The 20,469-nt window shown below is 64.9% G+C and carries 21 protein-coding genes; 9 read left to right on the top strand and 12 right to left on the bottom strand.

Features of this window, described 5'->3' with window-relative positions:
• Window positions 1-12: 12 nt before the first annotated feature.
• Window positions 13-1,545, top strand: coding sequence for a winged helix-turn-helix domain-containing tetratricopeptide repeat protein (locus HU230_RS09965; RefSeq protein WP_176531821.1), 1,533 nt, complete (start codon window positions 13-15; stop codon window positions 1,543-1,545).
• A gap of 298 nt (window positions 1,546-1,843) precedes the next feature.
• A complete protein-coding gene (locus HU230_RS09960) occupies window positions 1,844-2,449 on the top strand; it encodes a hypothetical protein (RefSeq protein ID WP_176531822.1) in 606 nt (201 codons plus the stop codon).
• Between the two features lie 120 nt (window positions 2,450-2,569).
• On the opposite strand, the gene HU230_RS09955 is transcribed toward HU230_RS09960, so the two are convergent.
• Window positions 2,570-3,383, bottom strand: a protein-coding gene (locus HU230_RS09955) for an IS5 family transposase (RefSeq protein WP_224943160.1) whose coding sequence is annotated in 2 segments (ribosomal slippage) — window positions 2,570-2,626 and window positions 2,628-3,383 — 813 coding nt in all. Because the reading frame shifts where the segments join, the coding sequence is not laid out codon by codon here.
• A 104-nt stretch (window positions 3,384-3,487) separates the two neighbouring features.
• Here HU230_RS09955 and HU230_RS09950 point away from each other — a divergent pair.
• Window positions 3,488-6,829: an AAA family ATPase gene (locus HU230_RS09950; protein WP_176531823.1), complete on the top strand. Its 3,342-nt coding sequence runs from the start codon at window positions 3,488-3,490 to the stop codon at window positions 6,827-6,829.
• A 185-nt stretch (window positions 6,830-7,014) separates the two neighbouring features.
• Here the strand turns inward: HU230_RS09950 and HU230_RS09945 are convergent, their stop codons facing one another.
• From HU230_RS09945 to HU230_RS09935, 3 genes are all read right to left on the bottom strand, one after another.
• Window positions 7,015-7,476, bottom strand: coding sequence for a cache domain-containing protein (locus HU230_RS09945; RefSeq protein WP_176531824.1), 462 nt, complete (start codon window positions 7,474-7,476; stop codon window positions 7,015-7,017).
• A 293-nt stretch (window positions 7,477-7,769) separates the two neighbouring features.
• Complete coding sequence (locus tag HU230_RS09940) at window positions 7,770-8,411, bottom strand: glutathione S-transferase family protein (protein ID WP_176531825.1); 642 nt, start codon at window positions 8,409-8,411, stop codon at window positions 7,770-7,772.
• A gap of 276 nt (window positions 8,412-8,687) precedes the next feature.
• Window positions 8,688-10,016, bottom strand: a complete 1,329-nt coding sequence (locus HU230_RS09935) for a dicarboxylate/amino acid:cation symporter (protein WP_176531826.1) — start codon at window positions 10,014-10,016, stop codon at window positions 8,688-8,690.
• A 141-nt stretch (window positions 10,017-10,157) separates the two neighbouring features.
• Here HU230_RS09935 and HU230_RS09930 point away from each other — a divergent pair, with 141 nt between their 5' ends.
• Together HU230_RS09930 and HU230_RS09925 are read left to right on the top strand one after the other, a co-directional pair.
• Window positions 10,158-10,316: a DUF5993 family protein gene (locus tag HU230_RS09930; protein WP_176531827.1), complete on the top strand. Its 159-nt coding sequence runs from the start codon at window positions 10,158-10,160 to the stop codon at window positions 10,314-10,316.
• Window positions 10,317-10,324: 8 nt separating this feature from the next.
• Window positions 10,325-10,879 (top strand): disulfide bond formation protein B, encoded by a 555-nt coding sequence (locus tag HU230_RS09925; RefSeq protein ID WP_176531828.1) that lies wholly within the window; start codon window positions 10,325-10,327, stop codon window positions 10,877-10,879.
• Here HU230_RS09925 and HU230_RS09920 read toward each other — a convergent pair.
• On the bottom strand, window positions 10,876-11,580 hold the full coding sequence (locus HU230_RS09920) for a glutathione S-transferase family protein (protein ID WP_176531829.1): 705 nt from the start codon (window positions 11,578-11,580) through the stop codon (window positions 10,876-10,878). The genes HU230_RS09925 and HU230_RS09920 overlap by 4 nt on opposite strands.
• 78 nt (window positions 11,581-11,658) lie before the next feature.
• Here HU230_RS09920 and HU230_RS09915 point away from each other — a divergent pair, with 78 nt between their 5' ends.
• Window positions 11,659-12,528, top strand: a complete 870-nt coding sequence (locus HU230_RS09915) for an SDR family oxidoreductase (RefSeq protein WP_176531830.1) — start codon at window positions 11,659-11,661, stop codon at window positions 12,526-12,528.
• 30 nt (window positions 12,529-12,558) lie between these two features.
• Here HU230_RS09915 and HU230_RS09910 read toward each other — a convergent pair whose 3' ends face one another.
• From HU230_RS09910 to HU230_RS09900, 3 genes are all read right to left on the bottom strand, one after another.
• Window positions 12,559-12,903 (bottom strand): Lin0512 family protein, encoded by a 345-nt coding sequence (locus HU230_RS09910; protein ID WP_176531831.1) that lies wholly within the window; start codon window positions 12,901-12,903, stop codon window positions 12,559-12,561.
• Between the two features lie 63 nt (window positions 12,904-12,966).
• Window positions 12,967-14,190, bottom strand: a complete 1,224-nt coding sequence (locus HU230_RS09905; RefSeq protein ID WP_176531832.1) for an MFS transporter — start codon at window positions 14,188-14,190, stop codon at window positions 12,967-12,969.
• Window positions 14,187-14,405 carry a hypothetical protein gene (locus HU230_RS09900; RefSeq protein ID WP_224943158.1) on the bottom strand — a complete coding sequence of 73 codons (219 nt, stop codon included), beginning with the start codon at window positions 14,403-14,405 and terminating at the stop codon, window positions 14,187-14,189. Before HU230_RS09900 ends, HU230_RS09905 begins: the two co-directional genes overlap by 4 nt.
• On the opposite strand from HU230_RS09900, the gene HU230_RS09895 reads away from it, so the two are divergent.
• The 3 genes from HU230_RS09895 (at window position 14,314) to HU230_RS09885 (ending at window position 18,151) form a co-directional block, all read left to right on the top strand.
• Window positions 14,314-15,228 (top strand): LysR family transcriptional regulator, encoded by a 915-nt coding sequence (locus HU230_RS09895; protein WP_224944136.1) that lies wholly within the window; start codon window positions 14,314-14,316, stop codon window positions 15,226-15,228. The two genes, HU230_RS09900 and HU230_RS09895, sit on opposite strands and share 92 nt — an antisense overlap.
• A gap of 24 nt (window positions 15,229-15,252) precedes the next feature.
• Entirely contained in the window at window positions 15,253-16,026 is a 774-nt protein-coding gene (locus HU230_RS09890; protein ID WP_224943155.1) for a vWA domain-containing protein, read from the top strand.
• Window positions 16,027-16,237: 211 nt separating this feature from the next.
• Complete coding sequence (locus HU230_RS09885) at window positions 16,238-18,151, top strand: right-handed parallel beta-helix repeat-containing protein (RefSeq protein ID WP_176531833.1); 1,914 nt, start codon at window positions 16,238-16,240, stop codon at window positions 18,149-18,151.
• Between the two features lie 42 nt (window positions 18,152-18,193).
• Here the strand turns inward: HU230_RS09885 and HU230_RS09880 are convergent, their stop codons facing one another.
• From HU230_RS09880 to HU230_RS09865, 4 genes are all read right to left on the bottom strand, one after another.
• Window positions 18,194-18,889, bottom strand: coding sequence for a GNAT family N-acetyltransferase (locus HU230_RS09880; protein ID WP_176531834.1), 696 nt, complete (start codon window positions 18,887-18,889; stop codon window positions 18,194-18,196).
• Between the two features lie 121 nt (window positions 18,890-19,010).
• The gene (locus HU230_RS09875; RefSeq protein ID WP_234633864.1) at window positions 19,011-19,388 is read right to left on the bottom strand and encodes an O-methyltransferase; all 378 of its coding nucleotides are present in this window, start codon (window positions 19,386-19,388) and stop codon (window positions 19,011-19,013) included.
• Window positions 19,361-19,660 (bottom strand): hypothetical protein, encoded by a 300-nt coding sequence (locus HU230_RS09870; protein ID WP_224943153.1) that lies wholly within the window; start codon window positions 19,658-19,660, stop codon window positions 19,361-19,363. Before HU230_RS09870 ends, HU230_RS09875 begins: the two co-directional genes overlap by 28 nt.
• Window positions 19,661-19,683: 23 nt before the next feature.
• Window positions 19,684-20,316, bottom strand: a complete 633-nt coding sequence (locus tag HU230_RS09865; protein ID WP_224943151.1) for a PadR family transcriptional regulator — start codon at window positions 20,314-20,316, stop codon at window positions 19,684-19,686.
• Window positions 20,317-20,469 lie beyond the last annotated feature (153 nt).

Here is a 20,469-nt window from a genome sequence, read left to right as displayed (position 1 = left end):
GGATCATCGAATTTGACCTACCATTTCAACGACTTGACCCTCGACTCCGAGCGCCGGGAGTTGCGCCGCGGCGATGCGTTGGTGGCCATCGAGCCGCAGGTCTTCGATCTGCTCGAGTTCCTGATCCGCGCCCGCGACCGCGTGGTCAGCCGCGACGAGGTGCTGGCCGCGGTCTGGCACGGGCGGATCGTCTCGGAAGCGACGCTGAGCAGCCGGGTCAATGCGGCGCGGACCGCGATCGGCGACAATGGCGAGGAGCAGCGGCTGATCCGCACCTTGCCCCGCAAAGGCCTGCGCTTCGTCGGCGATGTCAGGGAGCACAGCGCGCCCGATCATCCGGTCGCGGCCAACGGCACCCCGCCGCGGCCGAGCGAGGGTCCGTCGATCGCGGTGCTGCCCTTCACCAATATGAGCGGCGACCCCGAGCAGGATTACTTCGCCGACGGGATCGCGGAGGACATCACCACCGCGCTGGCGCGCTGCAGCCGCCTCACCGTGATCGCGCGCAACTCCGCCTTCACCTACAAGGGCAAGGCGGTCGATATCCGCCAGGTCGGGCGCGATCTCGGCGTCGGCTATGTGCTCGAAGGCAGCGTCCGCCGCGGCGGTGACCGCCTGCGCATCACCGGCCAGTTGATCGACGCGGTCTCCGGCGCGCATCTGTGGGCCGACCGCTTTGACGGCGCGGCGACCGACGTGTTCGACCTGCAGGACCGCATCACCGAGAACGTGGTCGGCGCGATCGAGCCGACCTTGCTGGTCGCGGAGGCCGAGCGGGTAAGGGCGGCGCCGCCCGGCAAGCTCGACGCCTACGACCTGCTGCTGCGCGCGTACAGTCTGAGGTATGAGTTCACGCCCGAGAGCATGGAAGCCGCGCTCGATTGCCTCGACCGGGCGCTGGCGCTCGATCCGGCTTACGCGCCGGCGCTGGCGGCGTCGGCCTATTGCCATGCGATGCGCCATGTCCAGGGTTGGTTGAAGCCTGATGACTCCTACCGGGAGCGCGCGGTCGAGCTCGCGCCCGGCGACCCGCAGGTGCTGTGGATGGCGGCGTTCGCGATCTGGAACATGGCCGACGAGATCGAGCCCGCGCGCGAATTGTTCGAGCGGTCGCTTGCGATCAACCCGAACTCGGCGATGGCGCTCGTCCTCTGCGGCTGGATCGAGGCAATGCGCGGCAACCAGCAGGCCGGCCGTGCCATGATCGAGCGCGCGCAGCGGCTGAACCCGCGCGACCCGCGCGGCTGGTTCGCCTCCGCGGCGCTGGCGATCTGCGCGGTGCTCGACCAGAATTTTGCCGAAGCGGTGATGTGGGCCGACAAGGCGCTGGCGCAGAACCGCCGCTTCGCGGTGGCACTCCGCGTCTTGATCGTCGCGCTGGTCAAGACCGGCGACAACGAGCGCGCGACCCAGATCGCGCGCGAATTGCTCAAGGTCGATCCAGAGTTCACGATATCCGGGTTCCTGGCGCGCATCCCCTTCCCGGTGCAAGCGATGTCCGCGACCTATCGTGAAACCCTCAGGGCGGCCGGCGTCCCGGACTGACGCCGCTCTGAGGACGCCACGACCATTCACCCGTGGTACGCCGCGCGGCTTGTTTGGCAGCATCGGCCTGAGGGCAGTCCTTTCCTCGTCTTAGGGTTCGTAGCGCATGATTCGGCCCGCTTCGGTCAAAGATTTGAATCATCGCTCGGCAGCCAGGCTCGATGAGCCCGTGCCGACGGGGGTGGTCGCGATGTGCCCGGAAGCGGACGCACTATGCTCACCTTGAGTTTTGTCGAGTTTGACCCGTTTCGGACGTTGGCTCCCACTGGTAGATTGCCGCGTAAGTTGGGTGGTGAAGATGCTAAAGACCGTTGATGAGGCGTGTGACTTCATTGCTGAGTGGTGCCAAGAAGCGGGCACCCACGCGGGCCAGCCACTGGCTTGTGATTTTGCCGTGCCCGACTGTGTCGTGCGTCTCAACGAACGGGTTGGTGATCTGTGGCGCAGCGCAGAGCGCCTGCCCGGCCCAATACTCGGGTATGCGACTCCGTTTCTCGGCTTGCTTGGCGGGCAAGATGAGATCCTGAACCCCAACGATTACGCCCGTGACGAGAATGGCGTAGTACCGGTTGTGTGGGAAAATCAGGGTGTGTGGGGCTATGGGTTCGATCCCGATGATGCGGATCAGCTCCTCGTCAAAGGCGATTGGTGCGATGGCCTTAGAGGAAATTTCGAGACCGTGTGGCGTCGCGTCGCGGCCAAACCCGAAGACGCGTTGGTATGCACTCTTCTCATCAACCTGTGCATGCAAAGTGTGGCCAACTGGGACGACAACGCGCCTAAACCAAAGGCTGCGCACATAGCCCTTTGGCAGCATCCGGCGTGGAGCGATTTCGATGGCTTTTGGATCAATGAGGAGCGGACGTTGATTTACTTCAGCGGTTGGCAAGTTACTCGCAGATAGCGGTATGTCTCGCCTTTGGCCCTCTTGAGACATGCCGAGCGGCCGGGACGATGTCCGCTTCTTAACAAAGACTGGAAGTGCCGACCCGCCGGTGCGAGGTCTCAGAGTCGGTTTCGAAAGTCACGAAGCATGAGCGATCCGACGCACGAGCAACATGACGGATGCGGCGTAGAGGAAAGGCGCGTGCGGAACCGATGGTGGCTTCGAAGTCCTTTGCCAGCCTTCGATTGCGCCCGATCCAGGCGAAGAACCGCTCGACGACCCAGCGCCGCGGGTTAACAGCGAAGCCAACCTGACCGGGGTTCTTGCGCACGATCTCGACCGCGATCAAGGTGGCCTTGGCAACCTTCTCGCCCGCATAACCGCTGTCGGCGAAGACCCGCTGGATGAACGGAAAGATGCGGCGCGAAGCCTGCAGAAGCGGTCCGCCGCCGTCGCGATCCTGGATACTGGCCGGATGGGGCTCGATGACGAGGCCGCGCCCGTCGGTGTCAACCAGCGCGTGGCGCTTGCGCCCGTTGACCTTCTTGCCCGCATCGTAACCGCGCGGGCCACCGGCCTCGGTGGTCTTGACGCTCTGGCTGTCAATAATCGCGGCCGACGGGCTGGCGTCGCGCCCGCCCCGTTCACGATCTGCTATCACGAGCGCGTGGTTCATCCGTTCAAAACGCCCGTCGTCGCGCCAGACGGCAAACCAGCGGTAAATCGTTTCCCATGGCGGTAAGTCGTTCGGTAGCAGGCGCCACGGGCAGCCCGCCCACAGGACATAGAAGATGCCGTTCAAGATCTCGCGCATCGGCCACTCGCGCGGCCGACCCGTCGCGCAGGGCATCGGCAAGTGCGGCGCGATCACGCGCCACTCCGCATCGGTCAGATCGGTCTGATATCGCTTGACTGGGCGGCTATGCTGCTGTCGAGTGGTCGGCGTCCACATGGCGAAATCCAAGGTTGTTTCAAGAAACCCCTTGGAATCACAGCGGGCGCCATGACTCAACCTTGTTCAAAAACTGCCGCTGACAGGAGCGCAGGAGATTGAACTTGGACATCGACGGTTGGCTTCGAAGGATCGGTCTGGAGCAGTACGCGCAGACGTTTCGCGACAATGCGATCGATGCCGACGTGCTTCGTGATCTTACCGATGATCACCTGCGTGAACTTGGCCTACCGCTTGGGGCGCGGCTCAAGCTATTGAGGGCCGTTGCTACGCTCGGTACCAGTGAACAACCGCCCGCTTCTCCGGAGATCACGCCTACAGCTCCACGGACCGACGCCGAGCGCCGCCAGCTCACGATCATGTTCTGCGACCTCGTTGGCTCGACCGCGCTTTCGGCTCGCCTCGACCCCGAGGACATGCGCGAGATCGTTGGCGCGTACCACCGTTGCTGCGCCGATCTCATCACCACGGCCGGCGGTTTCGTCGCCAAGTACATGGGCGACGGGGTGCTGGCCTATTTCGGCTATCCCCAAGCTCACGAGCATGACGCCGAGCGAGCCGTGCGGGCCGGGCTTGCGCTGGTCGAGGCGGTGCCGAAGCTCGCGACCGCCGCCGGCGTTCCCTTGCAGGTGCGCGTCGGCATCGCCACCGGGCTTGTCGTGGTCGGCGACCTCCTCGGCGCCGGAGCTGCGCAGGAGCATGCGGTGGTCGGCGAGACGCCGAACTTGGCCGCCCGGCTGCAAGCGCTGGCCGAGCCGGGCGCGGTGGTGATCTCATTGAGCACGCGCAGGCTGGCCGGCGGCCTGTTCGACTACCGCGATCTCGGGACAGTCGCGCTCAAAGGCTTCGCCGAGACCGTCCCGGCATGGCAGGTGCTGGGCGCGAGCGTCGCCGAGAGCCGATTCGAGGCGCTGCGCGCGAGCACGACGCCGCTCGTCGGGCGGGGCGAGGAGATCGATCTGCTCCTGCGCCGCTGGGACCAGGCGAAGGGCGGCGAGGGCTCGGTCGTCCTGCTCTCGGGCGAGCCAGGCATCGGCAAGTCACGGATCGCCGAGACCATCGTCGAGCGCCTGAGTGGCGAGCCGCACACGCGCCTGCGCCAGTTCTGCTCGCCCCACCACCAAGACACGGCGCTCTACCCGAGCATCACGCAACTCGAACGGGCAGCCGGGTTCCGGCGCGACGACACGGACGAGCAGCGGCTAACTAAACTGGAGGCGGTGCTCGCCTTGGCGGCCGATGACCTCAGGGAGGCCGTGCCCCTGCTGGCGGGTTTGCTGTCGGTCCCGACCGGCGACCGCTATCCCACGCTCGACTTCACCCCGCAGAGGCGCAAGGAGAAGACATTGCAGGCGCTGGTGGCGCAGGTCGAGGGGCTGGCGGCGCGTCAACCGGTTCTGCTGGTGGTCGAGGACGCGCATTGGGCCGATCCCACATCGCTCGAGCTGTTCGACCTGATTGTCGAGTGGGTGCCGAGCCTGCCGCTCCTGGCGATCGTCACTTTCCGGCCGGAATTCGCGCCACCCTGGGTCGGCCGTCCGCAGGTGACGCTGATCAGTCTCAATCGCCTGCCGCGCCGGCTCCGCGCCGAGATGATCGCGCACGTCACCGGCGGCAAGGTCTTGCCCCAGGAGATCGCCGATCAGATCACCGATCGGACCGATGGCGTGCCGCTGTTCATCGAGGAACTGACCAAGGCCGTGGTCGAGAGCGGCCTGCTCGTGGAAGCCGGCGATCGGTATGTGACGAAGGGTCCGGTTACTCCGCTGGCGATCCCGACATCGCTGCAGGCGTCGCTCCTGGCGCGGCTCGATCGCCTTGCGCCGACGCGCGACGTGGCGCAGATCGCCGCCGCTCTCGGACGACAATTCTCGCACGAACTGATCAGCGCCGTGGCGGCGATGCCGCGGCAGCAGCTGGATGACACATTGAAGCAGCTCGTGAACGCCGAATTGATCTTCCGGCGCGGGACGCCCCCCGATGCGCAATACACCTTCAAGCACGCGCTGGTGCAGGACGCCGCCTACGGCACGTTGCTGCGCAGCCGCCGGCAGCAGATACACGCCCACATTGCCGCAACGCTCGAAGACCAGTTCCCGGACATCGCGGTGGCCCAACCTGCGCTGCTTGCCCGGCACTGCACGGAAGCCGGGCTGGCGGAGAAGGCGGTCGTTTATTGGCACAAGGCCGGTCAGCAGGCGTTGGCGCGCTCGGCGATGACCGAAGCGGCCGCCCAGTTCCGGAAGGGGCTGGACGCGCTGGACGGCCTGCCGGACGGACCCGGGCGCCGGAAACAGGAGCTGAACCTGCAACTCGCGCTTGGATGGGCACTGAGTGTCAAGGAAGGCTTTTCGGCACCCGAGGTGGGCGAGACCTTCGCCCGAGCGCGTGCGCTGGCCGAGCAGATTGATCGACCCGAGTACCTCGCGCCGCTATTCTTAGGCCAATGGTTGTTTCATTTGTGCCGGGGCGAGTACAAGCTGGCGCTGTCACTGGCCGAGCAGCTGGAAAAAATCGGCGAGGCGCGGAACCATGTTGTGTCGCAATTGGGGGGGCGCCGCGCAAATGGGCTGACCCGCCTCGTCCTCGGGGACTTCGTTGCTGCCCGTGCGCTCCTGGAACGGTGTCATGGCCTCGCTGATCCGGCGCTTCGCAGCGGCGGCGGGATGCTGACGCCCGCATTCCTCTACGCTTTGATGCTCGCGGACCTCGCCGTGACCTTGGCGTATCTGGGCTACATCGATCAAGCACGGTCGCGGCTGAACGAGGCATTGTCGGTGGCGCGCCGGCTCAGGCATGCCGAAACGCTAGCTGAAGTGCTCTTTCGTGCGAGCTGGATCGCGGCGATCACCGGGTCACCAGAGATGCAACGGCACGCCGAGGAATTTCTGGCTCTCTCGACCGAGTACGGCTTTTCGTTTTTCTTTGGTTGGGCAACAGCATTCCACGGAGCGTCGTTGACCGCGGTCGGGCAAGCACACAAAGGCCTCACGCTGCTCACACAGGCGCTGGAAGGATTACGTGCTAACGGAACTGTTGCAAATACGTCGCTTGCGCTTATGTGGCTCGCCGAGGCCTACGCTATGGTCGGGCAGCCGGCCGATGGACTGAATTGCCTCGCCGAGGCTGCGCGGATAATCGAGACGACCGAAGAGCGGGACGGCGAGGCTGAGTTGCATCGGTTGCGCGGCGATTTGCTGAATGCCACAGGCGATTCATCCGCAGCCGAGCGGAGCTATCATCAGGCACTCGCGGTGGCCAGGCTGCAGAGCGCAAAGGTGTTCGAATTGCGGGCTTCGATCAGCTTGGCGCGCCTCTGGCGCAAACAGGACAGGCGCGGCGAAGCCCGTGATCTTCTCGCGCCGATCTACGGCTGGTTCACCGAAGGCTTCGACACGCTTGATTTGAAGGAGGCCAAGGTGCTGCTCGATGAGCTGCGCGCCTGACAGCCGATTTCGAAACGGCCTCTCAGTTTGACCCGAGGCGGATATCAAAACTGACCAGCCTCGATGGCAAACTGCGCATGCGGAGTGAAGGGCATCGGAACTGACCAGTCACGCGAGAAAATAGCATCGTGTGGGCGTCGGAGTTCGGCAGTTCGGCGCCCATATGACGATTGGTTTGGAACGGACTACTTGTAGTAACCGACGCCGCATCCCAGGCCGGCGACCGCGGTAACCAAGCTCACCTTCGGCACCCACGTCTTGTCAGGGCCGGCCTTGGGAGACATGTAGCTGACCTCATTGACCTGGCCCTCTTTTGCCGCGTCATAGAGCCTTGGGCCATACACGTCGCCTGTAGGGTCCTTAAATGTCCTCGCATCCTTGCCGAGCAACCCCTTAACGTTGGGATTGCCGACCGCGACGAGGAGTCCGTCGCTCAGATTGAAGCAGAACGGATAGATGTCGCCCTGGACGAAGCCATTTTCACCCTTGTTGATCTCGTCGAGCGTCTTGGTCTTATCGGCTTTGATGGCCGCAACCGTCTTTTCAATCATGGCCTTAGCGTCCGCCGCAGTACCTTGCGCGAATGCCGTAGTCGAGAACAAGACAGCCATGGCGCCTAGCGCGCCAATCATGATTCTACGAAACATGAATATTCCTCCCTGCCTCTTCGAGCAATTTGCAATTGTCATGCACCGTGTACGCAGGCCCGCAAGGATCATATCCCAGACATTGCGCCAATCACCAGTCTGCTCGCGCCCGCCGACGAGCTGATAAATAGAGACGAGGTGGCCATTTCCGGGTTTGGCCCTTCGGCGATCTCGGGAGATGTCCGCTTTTCGCCGCTGTTGCGCTCAAGCGGACATCGGGCGCCGGCCGCTCAATGAGTACACGGCTTACGCGGGACTGCTCCAGTCGCTTGGCCGCTCCGATGAAGCGAGCACTACAATCCCGGTGATCTCGCCGCCCAGGCCTTGGTGGCCTGGCAGCTTTCCATCGCTCGGACGTAGGCTGGGCGTGCCGTCGTGCGGGCGAGATAGTCTCGCTCGATAAGACCGGGGACGTAGTTGCCGGTTCGCAGGCCGAGCAGGAGGGCGTAGCTCACCGAGATATCGGCAGCAGTGAATCGATCGCCGGCGAGATAGGGGCAATCCGCGAGGCGGCGGATAACCAACCCCAGCCGGCTCTCGAAGGTCTCGCGTGCCCAGCAGGTCACCCTGGCATCTCGCTCGGCTGCGGGCGCCAGTTCGCGACCGACAATGACGGCGTTCATCGGCCCGGCGAGCCCGGCCTCGCCCAGGTGGAGAAATTGCAGATAGGAAGCGAAGGCGGGATCATCAGGGGCGACGGCAAGCGAACCTGAGCCGTGGCGGGCGAGCAGGTACTCAAGAATGGCGATCGATTCGACCATGATCGTCTCGCCGTCCTGCAGTGCGGGAATGAAGCCGGCGGGGTTGATCGCGAGGAAATCGCGATCATTCTCGACTGCGAGCAGATCGACCGGGCGCAGCCGATAAGCCAATCCTAATTCCTCAAGCAGCCAGACAACACGGAAGCCGCGACCTTCGCCATAGACGGTGAGCATAGTTGAGCGCTCCTGGATTGGGCTGGATGAGGCGCATTCCCTCTTCCCACCTGCGCTATGGAAGCATCAGTTGCAAAAGCCGCAACTGCCATAGGGCAAAAGCCTTGGGGCGAGCGGACGCTAGCGCAATTTCGGAATATTAGAAATATATTCCTGATTTGCCCGACGTGTCAAGTTGCCTGGCCAAGCGCCGGCCGCCGCCGGCTACTTTGCATGGGGTTGTTTTCGATATTTTGGCAGCGCCCCCCTGCGACGGCCCCATAACTTCATATTGCTCTAACCGGAGCCGCCCGGCTCGAGCGCTTCGCCGAGCTCGAGCGGATGCGCCATGGTCTCGTGCAGCGCGTCCTTGTCGAGCTCGCCCTCGGAGAGGCTGATCACGACGCAGGCGACGCCGTTGCCGATCAGATTGGTGAGCGCGCGGCACTCGCTCATGAACTTGTCGATGCCGACCAGGATGGCGATCGACTGGATCGGAATGTCGGGCACGATCGACAGCGTCGCGGCGAGCGTGATGAAGCCGGCGCCGGTGACGCCGGAGGCGCCCTTCGAGGTGATCATGGCGATGCCGAGGATGCCGAGCTCCTGCCAGATCGTCAGATGGGTGTTGGTGGCCTGCGCCAGGAACAGCGTCGCCAGCGTCATGTAGATGTTGGTGCCGTCGAGATTGAAGCTGTAGCCGGTCGGCACCACGAGGCCGACCACCGAGCGCGAGGCGCCGAGATGCTCCATCTTCTGGATCATCTGCGGCAGCACCGTCTCCGACGACGAGGTGCCGAGCACGATCAGGAGCTCGTCCTTGATGTAGGCGATGAAGCGGATGATCGAAAAGCCCGCCAGCCGCGCGATCGCGCCCAGCACGATCAGCACGAACAGCACACTAGTGAGATAGAACGTGCCGATCAGCGCCGCCAGATTCACCAGCGAGCCGAGGCCGTAGGCGCCGACGGTGAAGGCCATCGCGCCGAACGCGCCGAGCGGCGCGACGCGGACGATCATCCGGATGATGCCGAAGAACATCTTGGACGCCTTGTCGATTGCCTCGGCGATCGGTTCGCCGGGCTTGCCCATCAAGGCAATGGCAAACCCCGAGAGGATCGAGATCAGCAGCACCTGCAGCAGGTCGCCGCGCGCGAGCGCGCCGAAGAAGCTGTCGGGGATGATCGCCATCAAATGGGCAACGATGCCCTGCTCCTTTGCCTGCGTCACGTAGGTGGAAACCGATTTCGGATCGATCGTGGCGGGATCAATGTTGAAGCCGCGGCCGGGCTGCAACAGCTCCCCGATCAGAAGGCCGACAGCGAGCGCGACCGTCGACACCGCCTCGAAATAGATCAGCGCCTTCAGCCCGACCCGGCCGACGCGCTTGAGGTCGCCCATCGAGGAGATGCCGTGCACCACGGTGCAGAAGATCACCGGGGCAATCATCATCTTGATCAGCGCGATGAAGCCGTCGCCGAGCGGCTTCAACTGCTTGCCGAGGCCCGGATAGAAATGACCGATCAAGACGCCGGCGGCGATCGCGATCAACACCTGGATGTAGAGGATCTTGTACCAGGGCTGATGTTTGTGATGGACGGCGGGCTTGATCGCGTCTGTGGTCATGAGGTGCCCCGGGCTGGAATGAACTCAACTGGTGATGCCATCTTGGCGGAGCCGCGCGCAAGCGACAATGGCCATTCGCGCCCGCCGCGCGCGCACACGAATCTGTCATAGACTACGGCCGGCTCGCATCCGGAGGCTGAGATGGAATTCACCGCACTGTTTCTCGCCATCACCATCGCCATGCTGGTGGCCTGGCGTGGCCCGCGTCCGGTCGCGATTGGATTGTTCGCGGTGATCCTGGTCGCCTGCGTCGCGACCTTGCTGCACCACGCCACCGACCGCCTCACGCTGTCGTTCTGAGGCCAGCCATGACCGACACGCAGGCAGTGACGCTGAATGCCCTCGCGCTCTATGGCCTCGCGCTGTTACTGGCCGCAGCTTTTGCGGCCCAGCTGTTGCTGCACGAGCTGCCCTGCCCGCTGTGTTTGTTGCAGCGCATCCTTTTCGCCCTGCTGGCGATCGGACCGATCCTGAACGTCCGCTTCGGACCGCGGCCGAGCCATTATGCCCTGTCGCTGCTGACGGCTGTGCTCGGCGCATCGGTGTCGACCCGGCAGGTCCTGCTGCACATCCTCCCCGGCGAGGCCGGCTATGGGTCGGCGCTGCTCGGCTACCATTATTATACATGGGCGCTGATCGCCTTCATCGCCGCGATCGTCCTGCTCGCCGCCATGCTGCTGTTCGACCGCCAGTTCGACCACCGCACGGCGCCGGGTGCGGCGGCTCGCAAATTCGCACAAGGTGCGGTCTGGCTGGTGGTCGGGCTGACGGCGTTGAACGTGCTGTCCACCCTGCTCGAATGCGGCTTTGCCGCCTGCGCCGACAATCCGACAGTTTATGAGTTGCTGAAGCAGGCTGCTTAGGGCCGCTTCGGAATGTTCAACCCACGTTCCACGGCCGGCCGCTTGAGACCGCGCTCCAGCCAGGCCGCGACGTCCTTGAACCGGTCGAACTCGACCAGCTCGCGCGCGCCGTAGAAGCCGATCAGATTGCGCACCCAGCCGAGCATCGAGATGTCGGCGATGCTGTATTCATCGTCCATGAACCATTGCCGCCCGGCGAGATGCGTTTCCATCACGCCGAGCAGGCGAGCGGATTCGGCGACATAGCGCTGCAGCGGCCGCTTGTCCTCATAATCCTTGCCGGCGAATTTGTGGAAGAACCCGACCTGCCCGAACATCGGCCCTATGCCTCCCATCTGGAAATGCACCCACTGGATCGCCTGGTAGCGGCGCGCGGCATCCGCCGGCAACAGCTTGCCGGTCTTCTCGGCGAGATATTGCAGGATCGCCCCGGACTCGAACAACGGCAGCGGCTTGCCGCCGGGACCGTCGGGATCGAGGATCGCCGGGATCTTGCCGTTGGGGTTCAGCGACAGGAACTCCGCGGTCTTCTGATCATCCTTGTTGAAGTCGACGAGATGGACCTCGTAGGGCAACCCGATCTCCTCGAGCATGATCGAGACCTTCACGCCGTTCGGCGTCGGCAGCGAATAGAGCTGCAGGCGGTCCGGATGCCGGGCGGGCCAGCGTCTTGTGATGGGAAAGGCTGACAGGTCGGTCATGTCGACATTCTTTGCACGGTTGTTGTTGGGTGGCTAATGTACGGAGCTCATTGAAAGCCGCAAGGTCTGCAACCGGCCATGAACGATCAACAGACAGAGGCAACGCTCGGCCTTTCCGACGACGAACTCGCGGCACATCCGACCGTGTTTGCGGCAGACGCGTTGGCCGGTCAGGTGGTTGTCGTATCCGGCGGCGCCGGCGGCATCGGCCGCGCCATCACGTGGCTGTTCGCCCGGCTCGGCGCGCATGTCGTGATCGTGGGACGCAATGCCGACAAGCTCGATGCGCTGGTCGATCATCTCGGCCATAGCGGCCTGAGGGCGTCGGCGCACGTTGCCGATATCAGGGATCCCGACGCGGTCAACGCGATGTTCGACGCGCTGTGGACCGAGCATGGCCATATCGACCACCTCGTCAACAGCGCCGGCGGCCAATTCCCGCAAGCGGCGATCGATTTCTCGATCAAGGGCTGGAACGCGGTCATCAACACCAATCTCAACGGCACCTGGTATATGATGCAGGCCGCGGCGCAGCGCTGGCGCGACCGCAAACATCCCGGCAGCATCGTCAATATCGTCGTGGTCACGACGCACGGCCTCTACGGCATCGCGCACACGATCGCGGCGCGCTCCGGCGTGATCGGCCTGTCGCGCGCGCTCGCGGTCGAATGGGCGCCGCTGAACATCCGCATCAATTGCATCGCGCCCGGTGCGATCGAGACCGAGGGCTGGAACGTCTACAGCGAGGCGGCGCGCGCCGCCTATCCGCGCTCCAACCCGATGATGCGTCCGGGCACGCCCTGGGACATCGCGGAGGCTGCGGTCTATCTCGCTGCGCCCTCCGGCAAGTTCATCACCGGCGAGACGCTGACCGTCGACGGCGGCGGCCAGCATTGGGGCGAGACCTGGACCACCGGCAAGCCCGACTACTTCAAGGGCGACGAATAACGCACGCATACGCCGCCCGCCGTTCCTCGATTATTTGCCGTCGTCGAAGCTGACGATGACGGCGGCGTTCGCGATCAGGATCGGGTCGTTGCCCACATCGGACGGAATCTCGAGCCCGCCCGCGATCGCCTTCACCGTCTTGGTGCCATAGGGCAGTTCCCTGGCAACGGCGTCGGTATCGACCGCTTCGGGATTCGGCACGGCGATCGTGACGTCGACGAACATGTCGTTGGCGGTCTTGCCGAACATGCGGAAGAAGCCGAGGCTGGAATGGCGGATCGCATCCGAGACCGCACGCTTGGCGGCCTTGGTCGCGTCACGGCCGTGGACGTCGACGCCCATGCCCATTTCGGTGATGCAGCGCACGCGTGTCATGAAACTTTCCTGTTGTCGTTGGCGTGAGAGACCTTCACTCCTTCGCCCCCTGCGCTCGCTGCGTCAAGCCAGGCCCCTCGCCTCGCTGACGCCGTTGTGATCGCCGCGCGCCAGCATCCATGCCGCAAGGCCGGCAAGGATCGCCGCCGCAACCACCATGACGCAGGCCGCGCTCCAGCCCCATGCCGAGACGACCGCGCCGACCGCGATCGGTCCAGTCACCTGGCCGAAATTGCTGCCCGTCATCAGGAGGCCCATCATGACCGGCACCATCGCCGCCGAACGCGTCGCCGCGGGTGCGGTCGCGAGCAACGTCGCCGGGATCAGGCCGCCGGTCGCGGAGAACAGCAGGCACAGAATGAATGCGCCCCAGCCGCCCAGCACCGGCAGGAAGATGCCGAGCGCGGACGCGCCCATCACGACGGCCGCAACTGCAATCAACCCAGTCCGGCTCACCCCGCGCGCGAGCAGATTGCCGGCGGCGAGATTGCCGACGACATTGGCGGCCGCCGCCAACGCACTGAGCCCGCCGGCGCTCTCGCTGGAGACGCCGAGCCGCTCGGTCAAAAGGATCGGCAGGAAGCTGAACACCGCAAAGAACATCAGGCTGTAGAGCCCGAACAGCACCATCAGAAGCGCCGGGGTGCGGCGCCGCGCCAGCGCGGTTGCCTCCTGCATCAAGCCGGTACGCGCCGGGCCGGTCCGCGATGCCACTTCAGGCACACTGACGCTGGCAAGGACGAACAGCAGGGCGGCAAAGGCGGCACTGGCCCACCAGATCGCGCGCCAGCCATCGAACATCGGACCCGCGACCAGCGCCAGCGCGATCCCGAACGGGATCACGCAACTCCACACCGCCATGGTGATGTCACGCGCACCGACATCGACCACGCGATTGAGCAATGCAGGAGCAGAAACCATCACCAGCAGGAAGCCAAGCCCTTCCAGCAGGCGCGATCCCAGCAGCACCGCAAGCTGCGGCGCGAGCGCGCCCGACGCCGCGCCGAGCGTGATGGCCGCAAGCCCGCACAGCAACACCCTGCGCGCGCCGACCGCGGCGATCACCACGCCCGCTGGAACGCTGCCGACAAGCCCCAGCACCGCAAAGATGCCGGCGATTGCTCCGACCGCAGCGAGGTCGATGCCGAGGCTTTGTTGCAGCATCGTTGCGGCAATCGGCACCTTCCCGACCTGGAGCGCGGCGCCGATCCCGCAACCGGTCACGACGGCAACCGTCGCCCATCGCCTTGCCTCGCTCTGCTGCACCACGGCCGTCTCGATCGTCATGCGTCCACCCGTCCAGTTCGAGCCACTACAGATAGCGTTTCCAGATCATCGACAGGAGTGATATGTTTTACATCCAATTGATCGATTTCATAGATCACGCTCGATAACCTCACGCTCGACCAGATCCGGGTCTTTGTCACCATCGCCGAGAGCGGCAGCTTTCGCGCCGCCGCGACCAAGCTCGCGCGGGTGCAGTCCGCGGTCAGCCATGCCATCGCCAACCTCGAGTCCGAGCTTGGTCTCATGCTGTTCGACCGCTCCGGCCATCGCCCGGCGCTGACGGCGGAAGGCAAGGCACTGCTCGGCAACGCCCGCGATCTGCTGCTCCGCGTCGACGCGATGCGGGCGCGCGCGCACGGCCTTGGTGACGGGGTGGAGCCGGAACTCTCGCTGGTGGTCGACACGCTGTTTCCGATCGCCGCGGTCGGCGCAGCGCTGACGGAAATGCGCTCAGCCTATCCGTCGGTGAGCGTGCGGCTCGCAGTCGAACCGATGGGCGGGCCGATCGCCGCCCTGACCGAACGACGCAGTGCGCTCGCCGTCACGGTCGGCGAGGATTTTCGCGATCCCCGCCTCGCGCTCGACGCGATCTGCGCCGTGCAAATCGTCGCCGTCGCCTCCGCAAGCCATCCGCTCGCGCGCCGCGGCCGCAAGAGCGTCGCCGACCTCGCCGATCATCTGCAGATCGTGCTCTCGGATCCGACGCCGCTGTCGGAAGGCCGCAGCTTCGGCGTGCTCTCGCCGCAGATTTGCCGGGTGAGCAATCAGGACACCAAGCACGCCCTGATCCTGGCCGGGCTCGGCTGGGGCCGCCTGCCGCTCTGGCAGGTCGCGCGCGACCTCCGGGATCACCGCCTGGTGCGGGTCGAAACCGGCGCACTCGGCCGCAACGCTGCGCTTGCGATGGAGGCCTATCTCGCCCACCGGTTCGACGAACCGCTCGGCCCCGCCGCACGTGCATTCGCGGATGCGCTGACGCGGATCGTCGCACGCAGCAGCGCGCCGGCGAGCAAGACGAAGTCACGCAAGCAGCGCTAGCCGAAGGACGCTACGCAGGAAAAGGTGTGGAAGCAGCTCGTCGACGGCGAGCTGGCCTCGCCCGACACCTGGGAGGTCTCGCTCTCGTCCGGCAAGGACAAGCGTGAGACCTTCGAGCGGTTGATCGCCGAGAAGCGGCTCGGCGGGCTGGCGCTGCTCCGCAACCTGCGCCTGATGCAGAAGGCGGAGGTGCCGCGCCGGACCATTGCGGAGGCGATCGACGCGATGCGAACCGACCGCATCCTTCCCTACCGCTTCATCACGGCCGCGCATTATGCGCCGGACTTCGAGCCGGAGCTGGAGGCCGCGATGTTGAAGTCGGTCAAGGAATACGCACGGCTTGACGGCCGCACGCGGCTCCTGATCGACGTGTCGGGATCGATGTTCACTCCGCTCTCGGCCCAGTCTGAAATGACGCGGGCGGAAGCGGCCTGCGGACTTGCGATCCTCGCCCGCGAGGTCTGCGACGAGGTGGAGATCTTCACGTTCAGCAATGAGGTCGTGAAGCTGCCGCCGCGCCGCGGCTTCGCGCTCCGCGATGCGATCATCGGCTCGCAGCCGCATGGCGGGACGTATCTCGGCAAGGCGGTGACGGAGATCGACCGCAAGGGCGATCGCCTGGTCGTCTTCACCGACAAGCAGAGCCACGACCAGGTGCCCGCACCCCAGGGACGCGGATACATGGTCAACGTGGCGTCCTACCGGCACGGGGTCGGACACGGCCCGTGGACGCGGGTTGACGGCTTCTCCGAGGCCGTGATCGCCTGGATCGCAGCGTCGGAACAGACGATGCACTGACCTGCGTCGCACAACAACGGACCCGGACGCGCGGACCACAGCGCGCCCGGGTCTTTTCACGAGCGGCAACCAATATTTGTGATCGCCCAGCGGCGATCTTCATCACGAGGTCGAGAGCCCTCACGCCAACTCCCCGTCATTTCGCTGCGGTTCATCTCGGCCGGCAGACAATGAGCGCAGTCAACCGCGGTCCAGAGGGAGCCGTGTGCCCATGCCGATCAGCCGCCGGCGAGCGCTCAAGCTTGCCTCGTTTGCCGTAGCGACCCCGCTGCTCGGCAGCGAAAGCCGTGCCGAACCGACGACCGTTGCGGGCGCGGCCACGTTTGACATGGCCACCTTCACAGCCACCTCCGGCGGCGACGCCGACGCGGCCTTTGCCAAGGCGCTGGCCGCCATCGCCAAGGCAGCGGCTGATGCGAGCAAGGCAGGGCCGGTTCACATCGTCCTCAATCTGGAAAAGAACGCCAGCTACCGGATCAAGCGGCCGCTGGCGTTCCGGCAATTGCACGGCTTCGAACTCAACGGCAATGGCGCGCAGCTGATCAACACCGCACGCAGCGGGACCTTCGCGATCTCCGGCTGCAACCGCCTCACCATCCGCGATCTCACCATCGACTACGATCCGCTGCCCTTCACCCAGGGAACGATCACCGCGTTCGACAAGCAAGCGGTCGACATCACGGTGAAGGTCGATCCCGGCTATCCCGATGATGCCGCACTGCTGGCCGCCTTCACGGATGGCTTCTTCAAGGTGATGGACCGCCGCAACCGGACGCTGAAGACCGGCGCCAGGGATTTCCTCTCACCGGTCCATGCCACGCGCCTCGGCGACGGCCAGATCAAGGTGCATCTGCGGTGGGGCGCAAACGATCGTTTCCCGAGCCAGCTGCCGATCGCGGTGGGTGACGTCGTCACCATCGCAAATAGCGGCGCGCATGCCATCGCGGTGGACTCCAGCGTCGCCACCAGCCTGATCGACCTGAAGCTGCTGGCCTCGCCGGGCATGGGCATCATCGAGAACGGCGGCGAAGGCTCGATGATGCTGCAGAAAGTCTCGGTCATTCCGGGACCCAGGCCGAAGGGCGCGACGACCGACCGTCTGATCTCGACCAATTCCGACGGCTCGCACTTCACCGCGGTCGCGCGCGGTCCGACCATGGAGGACTGCAGTTTCGCGAACACCTCCGACGATGCTGTCAACGTGCACGGCTTCTACTACTACGTCGTGGCGAAGACCGCGCCGCGGAGGCTTCTGCTCAGCCCGAAATGGGACGTCGGCCTCGCGGCCGGCGACGATATCGAGAGCTGCGACCATGCGACGTTTCGCTCCCTCGGACGCGGCAAGGTCGAGCAATTGGCCAAGCGCCACGCGCCCGAGCTGAAGGCCAAGATCGCCCAGCTCTGGAAGAACAGGAGCCCGACCACCCAGCCGGACCTGATCTACGACGTGGTCCTGCAGCAGGACCTGCCGCTCAAGACCGGCGATGCTATCACCTCGCTGACGCACATCGGATCCGGCGCCACCGTGCTGCGTTGCAGTTTCCACGCCTGCGGCCGCGTGCTGATGAAGGCGCCGAACGCGATCGTCGAGAACTGCCAGTTCACGTTCTCGACCGGCGTCGCGTTGCAGGCGGGCAGCGACATCGGCTTCTGGTCGGAGTCCGGATTTGCCGACAACCTCGTGTTCCGCAACAACCGCTTCAGCCATTGCGTCAACGGCGCCAATGAGCTGACCAGCGGCAGCGGCACGCTCGGCACCATCTATGTCGGAATGGTGCCGCCGGAAGGCGCCAAGGGATTTCAGGACAATTTCCAGAACCGGCGCGTCATCATCGAAGGCAATCACATCGACGATTCCTACATCTACGCGATCTTCGTCAGCAATGCCGACGGCGTCAGGATCGCCGGCAACGTGATCGGCCAGACATTTCTGCGCGGCGGCTCGTTCGGGGCCGGCGACTTCTTCCATATCAAGCCCGACAGCGCGATCTTCGTCGGCCGCGCCAGAAACGTCGAGATCAGCAACAACGTCGCCGCACACGGCCCGATCGCGACGAATGCCGTCGCGATCGATCCCAGCTGCGACAAGCGCACGGTCCATCTTGCCGGCAACAGGCTGGCGTGAGCGAGCGTGACGCCGCTCAGGGTATCATTCCCGGACTTTACCCTACCCCTGCTTCTGCAGCACCGTGATGTGCAGGCGGCGGCGGATCTCCATGCCCTGACGGCGGTAGAGCGCGATTGCCGAGACGTTGCTGGTGAAGACGTGCAGGAACGGGATCTCGCCGCGCGCCACGATCTGGCGGCCGACCGCCGACAGCAACGCCTGCGCATAGCCGCGGCCGCGCTGGTCCGGATGCACGCAGACCGCGGTCATCTCGGTGTAGTTCCCCGGCTTCATCCGTTCCCCGGTCATTGCGACTAGCTCGCCGCCAACGCGAATGCCGAGAAAGGTGCCGAGCTCATGCGTCCGCGCGCTGAACGGTCCGGGTTTTGTCATTTCCGTCAACGCCATCATCGCGGGAACGTCGGCGGCGCCGAGCGTGACGATCTCGACGCCGGGCAGAGAAAACTCCGCCGGTGTGCCGATCATCTGCTCGCCGGTCTCGGCCAGCAGCACCTTGAACTCCGGCGGCACAGGAACAGGATCGGGTGTGAACAGCACCGCGATATCAGGTCCCGACAACAGCGCACCGAGCGCAGTAAAACTCTTGGGCGACATGTCGACCATGTCGGCAAAGGGTGCGATCGCGACCGGAAAGCGCCTTGCATCGGCGCCGCCTTCCGCAAGGTCGCGTTGCCTCGTGGTCAGCGCGCTCCAGATTGGGCGATCAAGCGGATGGATCGGCGGGACTTCGGACATGCGGCACTTCGCTCCTGATTTTCTTCGAACAGAGCAAGAAGCGCCGACAAAATCCAGCGTGGCGTGATGTCGTTGCGGCTCACAATCACGCCAGCAGGATTTCGCCGTGCCGAACCGATCCTTAGGCGACCTTCAGGCAGAGCTCGGTACCGCCCTTGAGCGGCAGCGTGATCGACACAAAGCCATTTTTGGGATCGCGCACGAACTCCAGAAAATCCGCCTCGGCATTGTCGTTCATGACATAGCCGCCGACGCGAAGCTGCGGAGCAACGATCTCGATCACCTGGCGGGCGAGTGTCGGTCCCTTCTCGCCCGGCCAGCCGTCGATCAGGATGAAGTCGACGGGACCACCGAGATCGCGCAGCGTCTGGCGCGCATCACCCTCGCGGATCTCGGCGTAGTCGGCCAGGCCGGCCTCGGCAAGATTGCGCTTCGCGGTTGCGACCTTGGCCGGCACGATCTCCGAGCCGATCACGGTGCCGCCGCCATTGTCGCGCATCGCGGCGGCGAAATACAGCTCGACATTCCGACTGAGGTCGCAAACTCAGCGACGCGTTTGGCGCGCAGGCCGCGGCACAACAGATAGATCAGTTCGCCCTGCTCGGGATGGATTGAGAAGCCCTGCTCGGCATAGTCGAGCGGATCGCGGCTCATCGTCGGATTGCCGCGCGGACCGCCGGTGGCCGGCCTGAGGCGCGTGGCCTGCAGGCGCGCGATGACGGCAGCGACGCGGGCGTCGGTAATCGCGCTGTGCGGTTCAGCGTTGTACATGAAGGGTCTCCCTTGCGGCTGCGTCATTGCTGCAGGATTTCGGCGGCAGCACGATCGAGGATTTTCGCGATGCGGCGCGCCTCGGCGGCGTCGCAGCCGCGCTTCTGGCGCAGCGCGCTCTTCAGGGCGTGGCGGGCGCGGTGCACGTCGTCGGAGGATTCGCCATCGAGATCGCTCACGCCGGCGAAGGCTTCGCGCACCTCCTCCATGCGGCCGCCGATCCGCGACAGCGCCTGGAGAATGGTGTCAGCGGTGGCGCGGTTCTCGGCAAGATGCGCCTTGCCCTGCTCGGTGATGCTGTAGAGCTTGCGCGCCGCATCCTGGGCGACGCTGGCATGGCCGATCTCCTCGAGGAAGGTCAGCGCCGGATAGATCACGCCCGGGCTCGGGCTGTAGAAGCCATCCGACCGCTCCTCGATTTTCTTGATCAGCTCGTAGCCGTGCGCCGGCTGCTCGCCGAGCAGCGCCAGGATGACGAGCTGCAGGTCCTGCGACGAGAGCCGCCGCGATCCCGGAAAGTCGCCGCCGCCACCCCGCCCGAAGAAGCCATGGCCGCCGCGGCCAAAGCGATGGCCGCCCCGGCCGTGCCGGCCCATGGCGAAGAACCCAAACCGGAATCCGTCATCGCCCCGGCCGCCAAACATAGATCGTCTCATTGGTCATTCCTTACTAAAAACATATCTTACGATATATCTACAGATGGAACAGCGGCAACCCACGTTTTCGTGAGGCCCGGCGGACAAGCAGCGACCGGTACTGGCCGGGATTGGCGATTTACGCCGGGCTTGCCCGTCTTCGCGCGGCTGGCC

Source organism: Bradyrhizobium quebecense (assembly GCF_013373795.3).
In the GTDB taxonomy this organism is placed as follows: domain Bacteria; phylum Pseudomonadota; class Alphaproteobacteria; order Rhizobiales; family Xanthobacteraceae; genus Bradyrhizobium; species Bradyrhizobium quebecense.
Note: the sequence above shows the minus strand (reverse complement) of the source record. Positions and strands in the feature narration are given on the sequence as shown.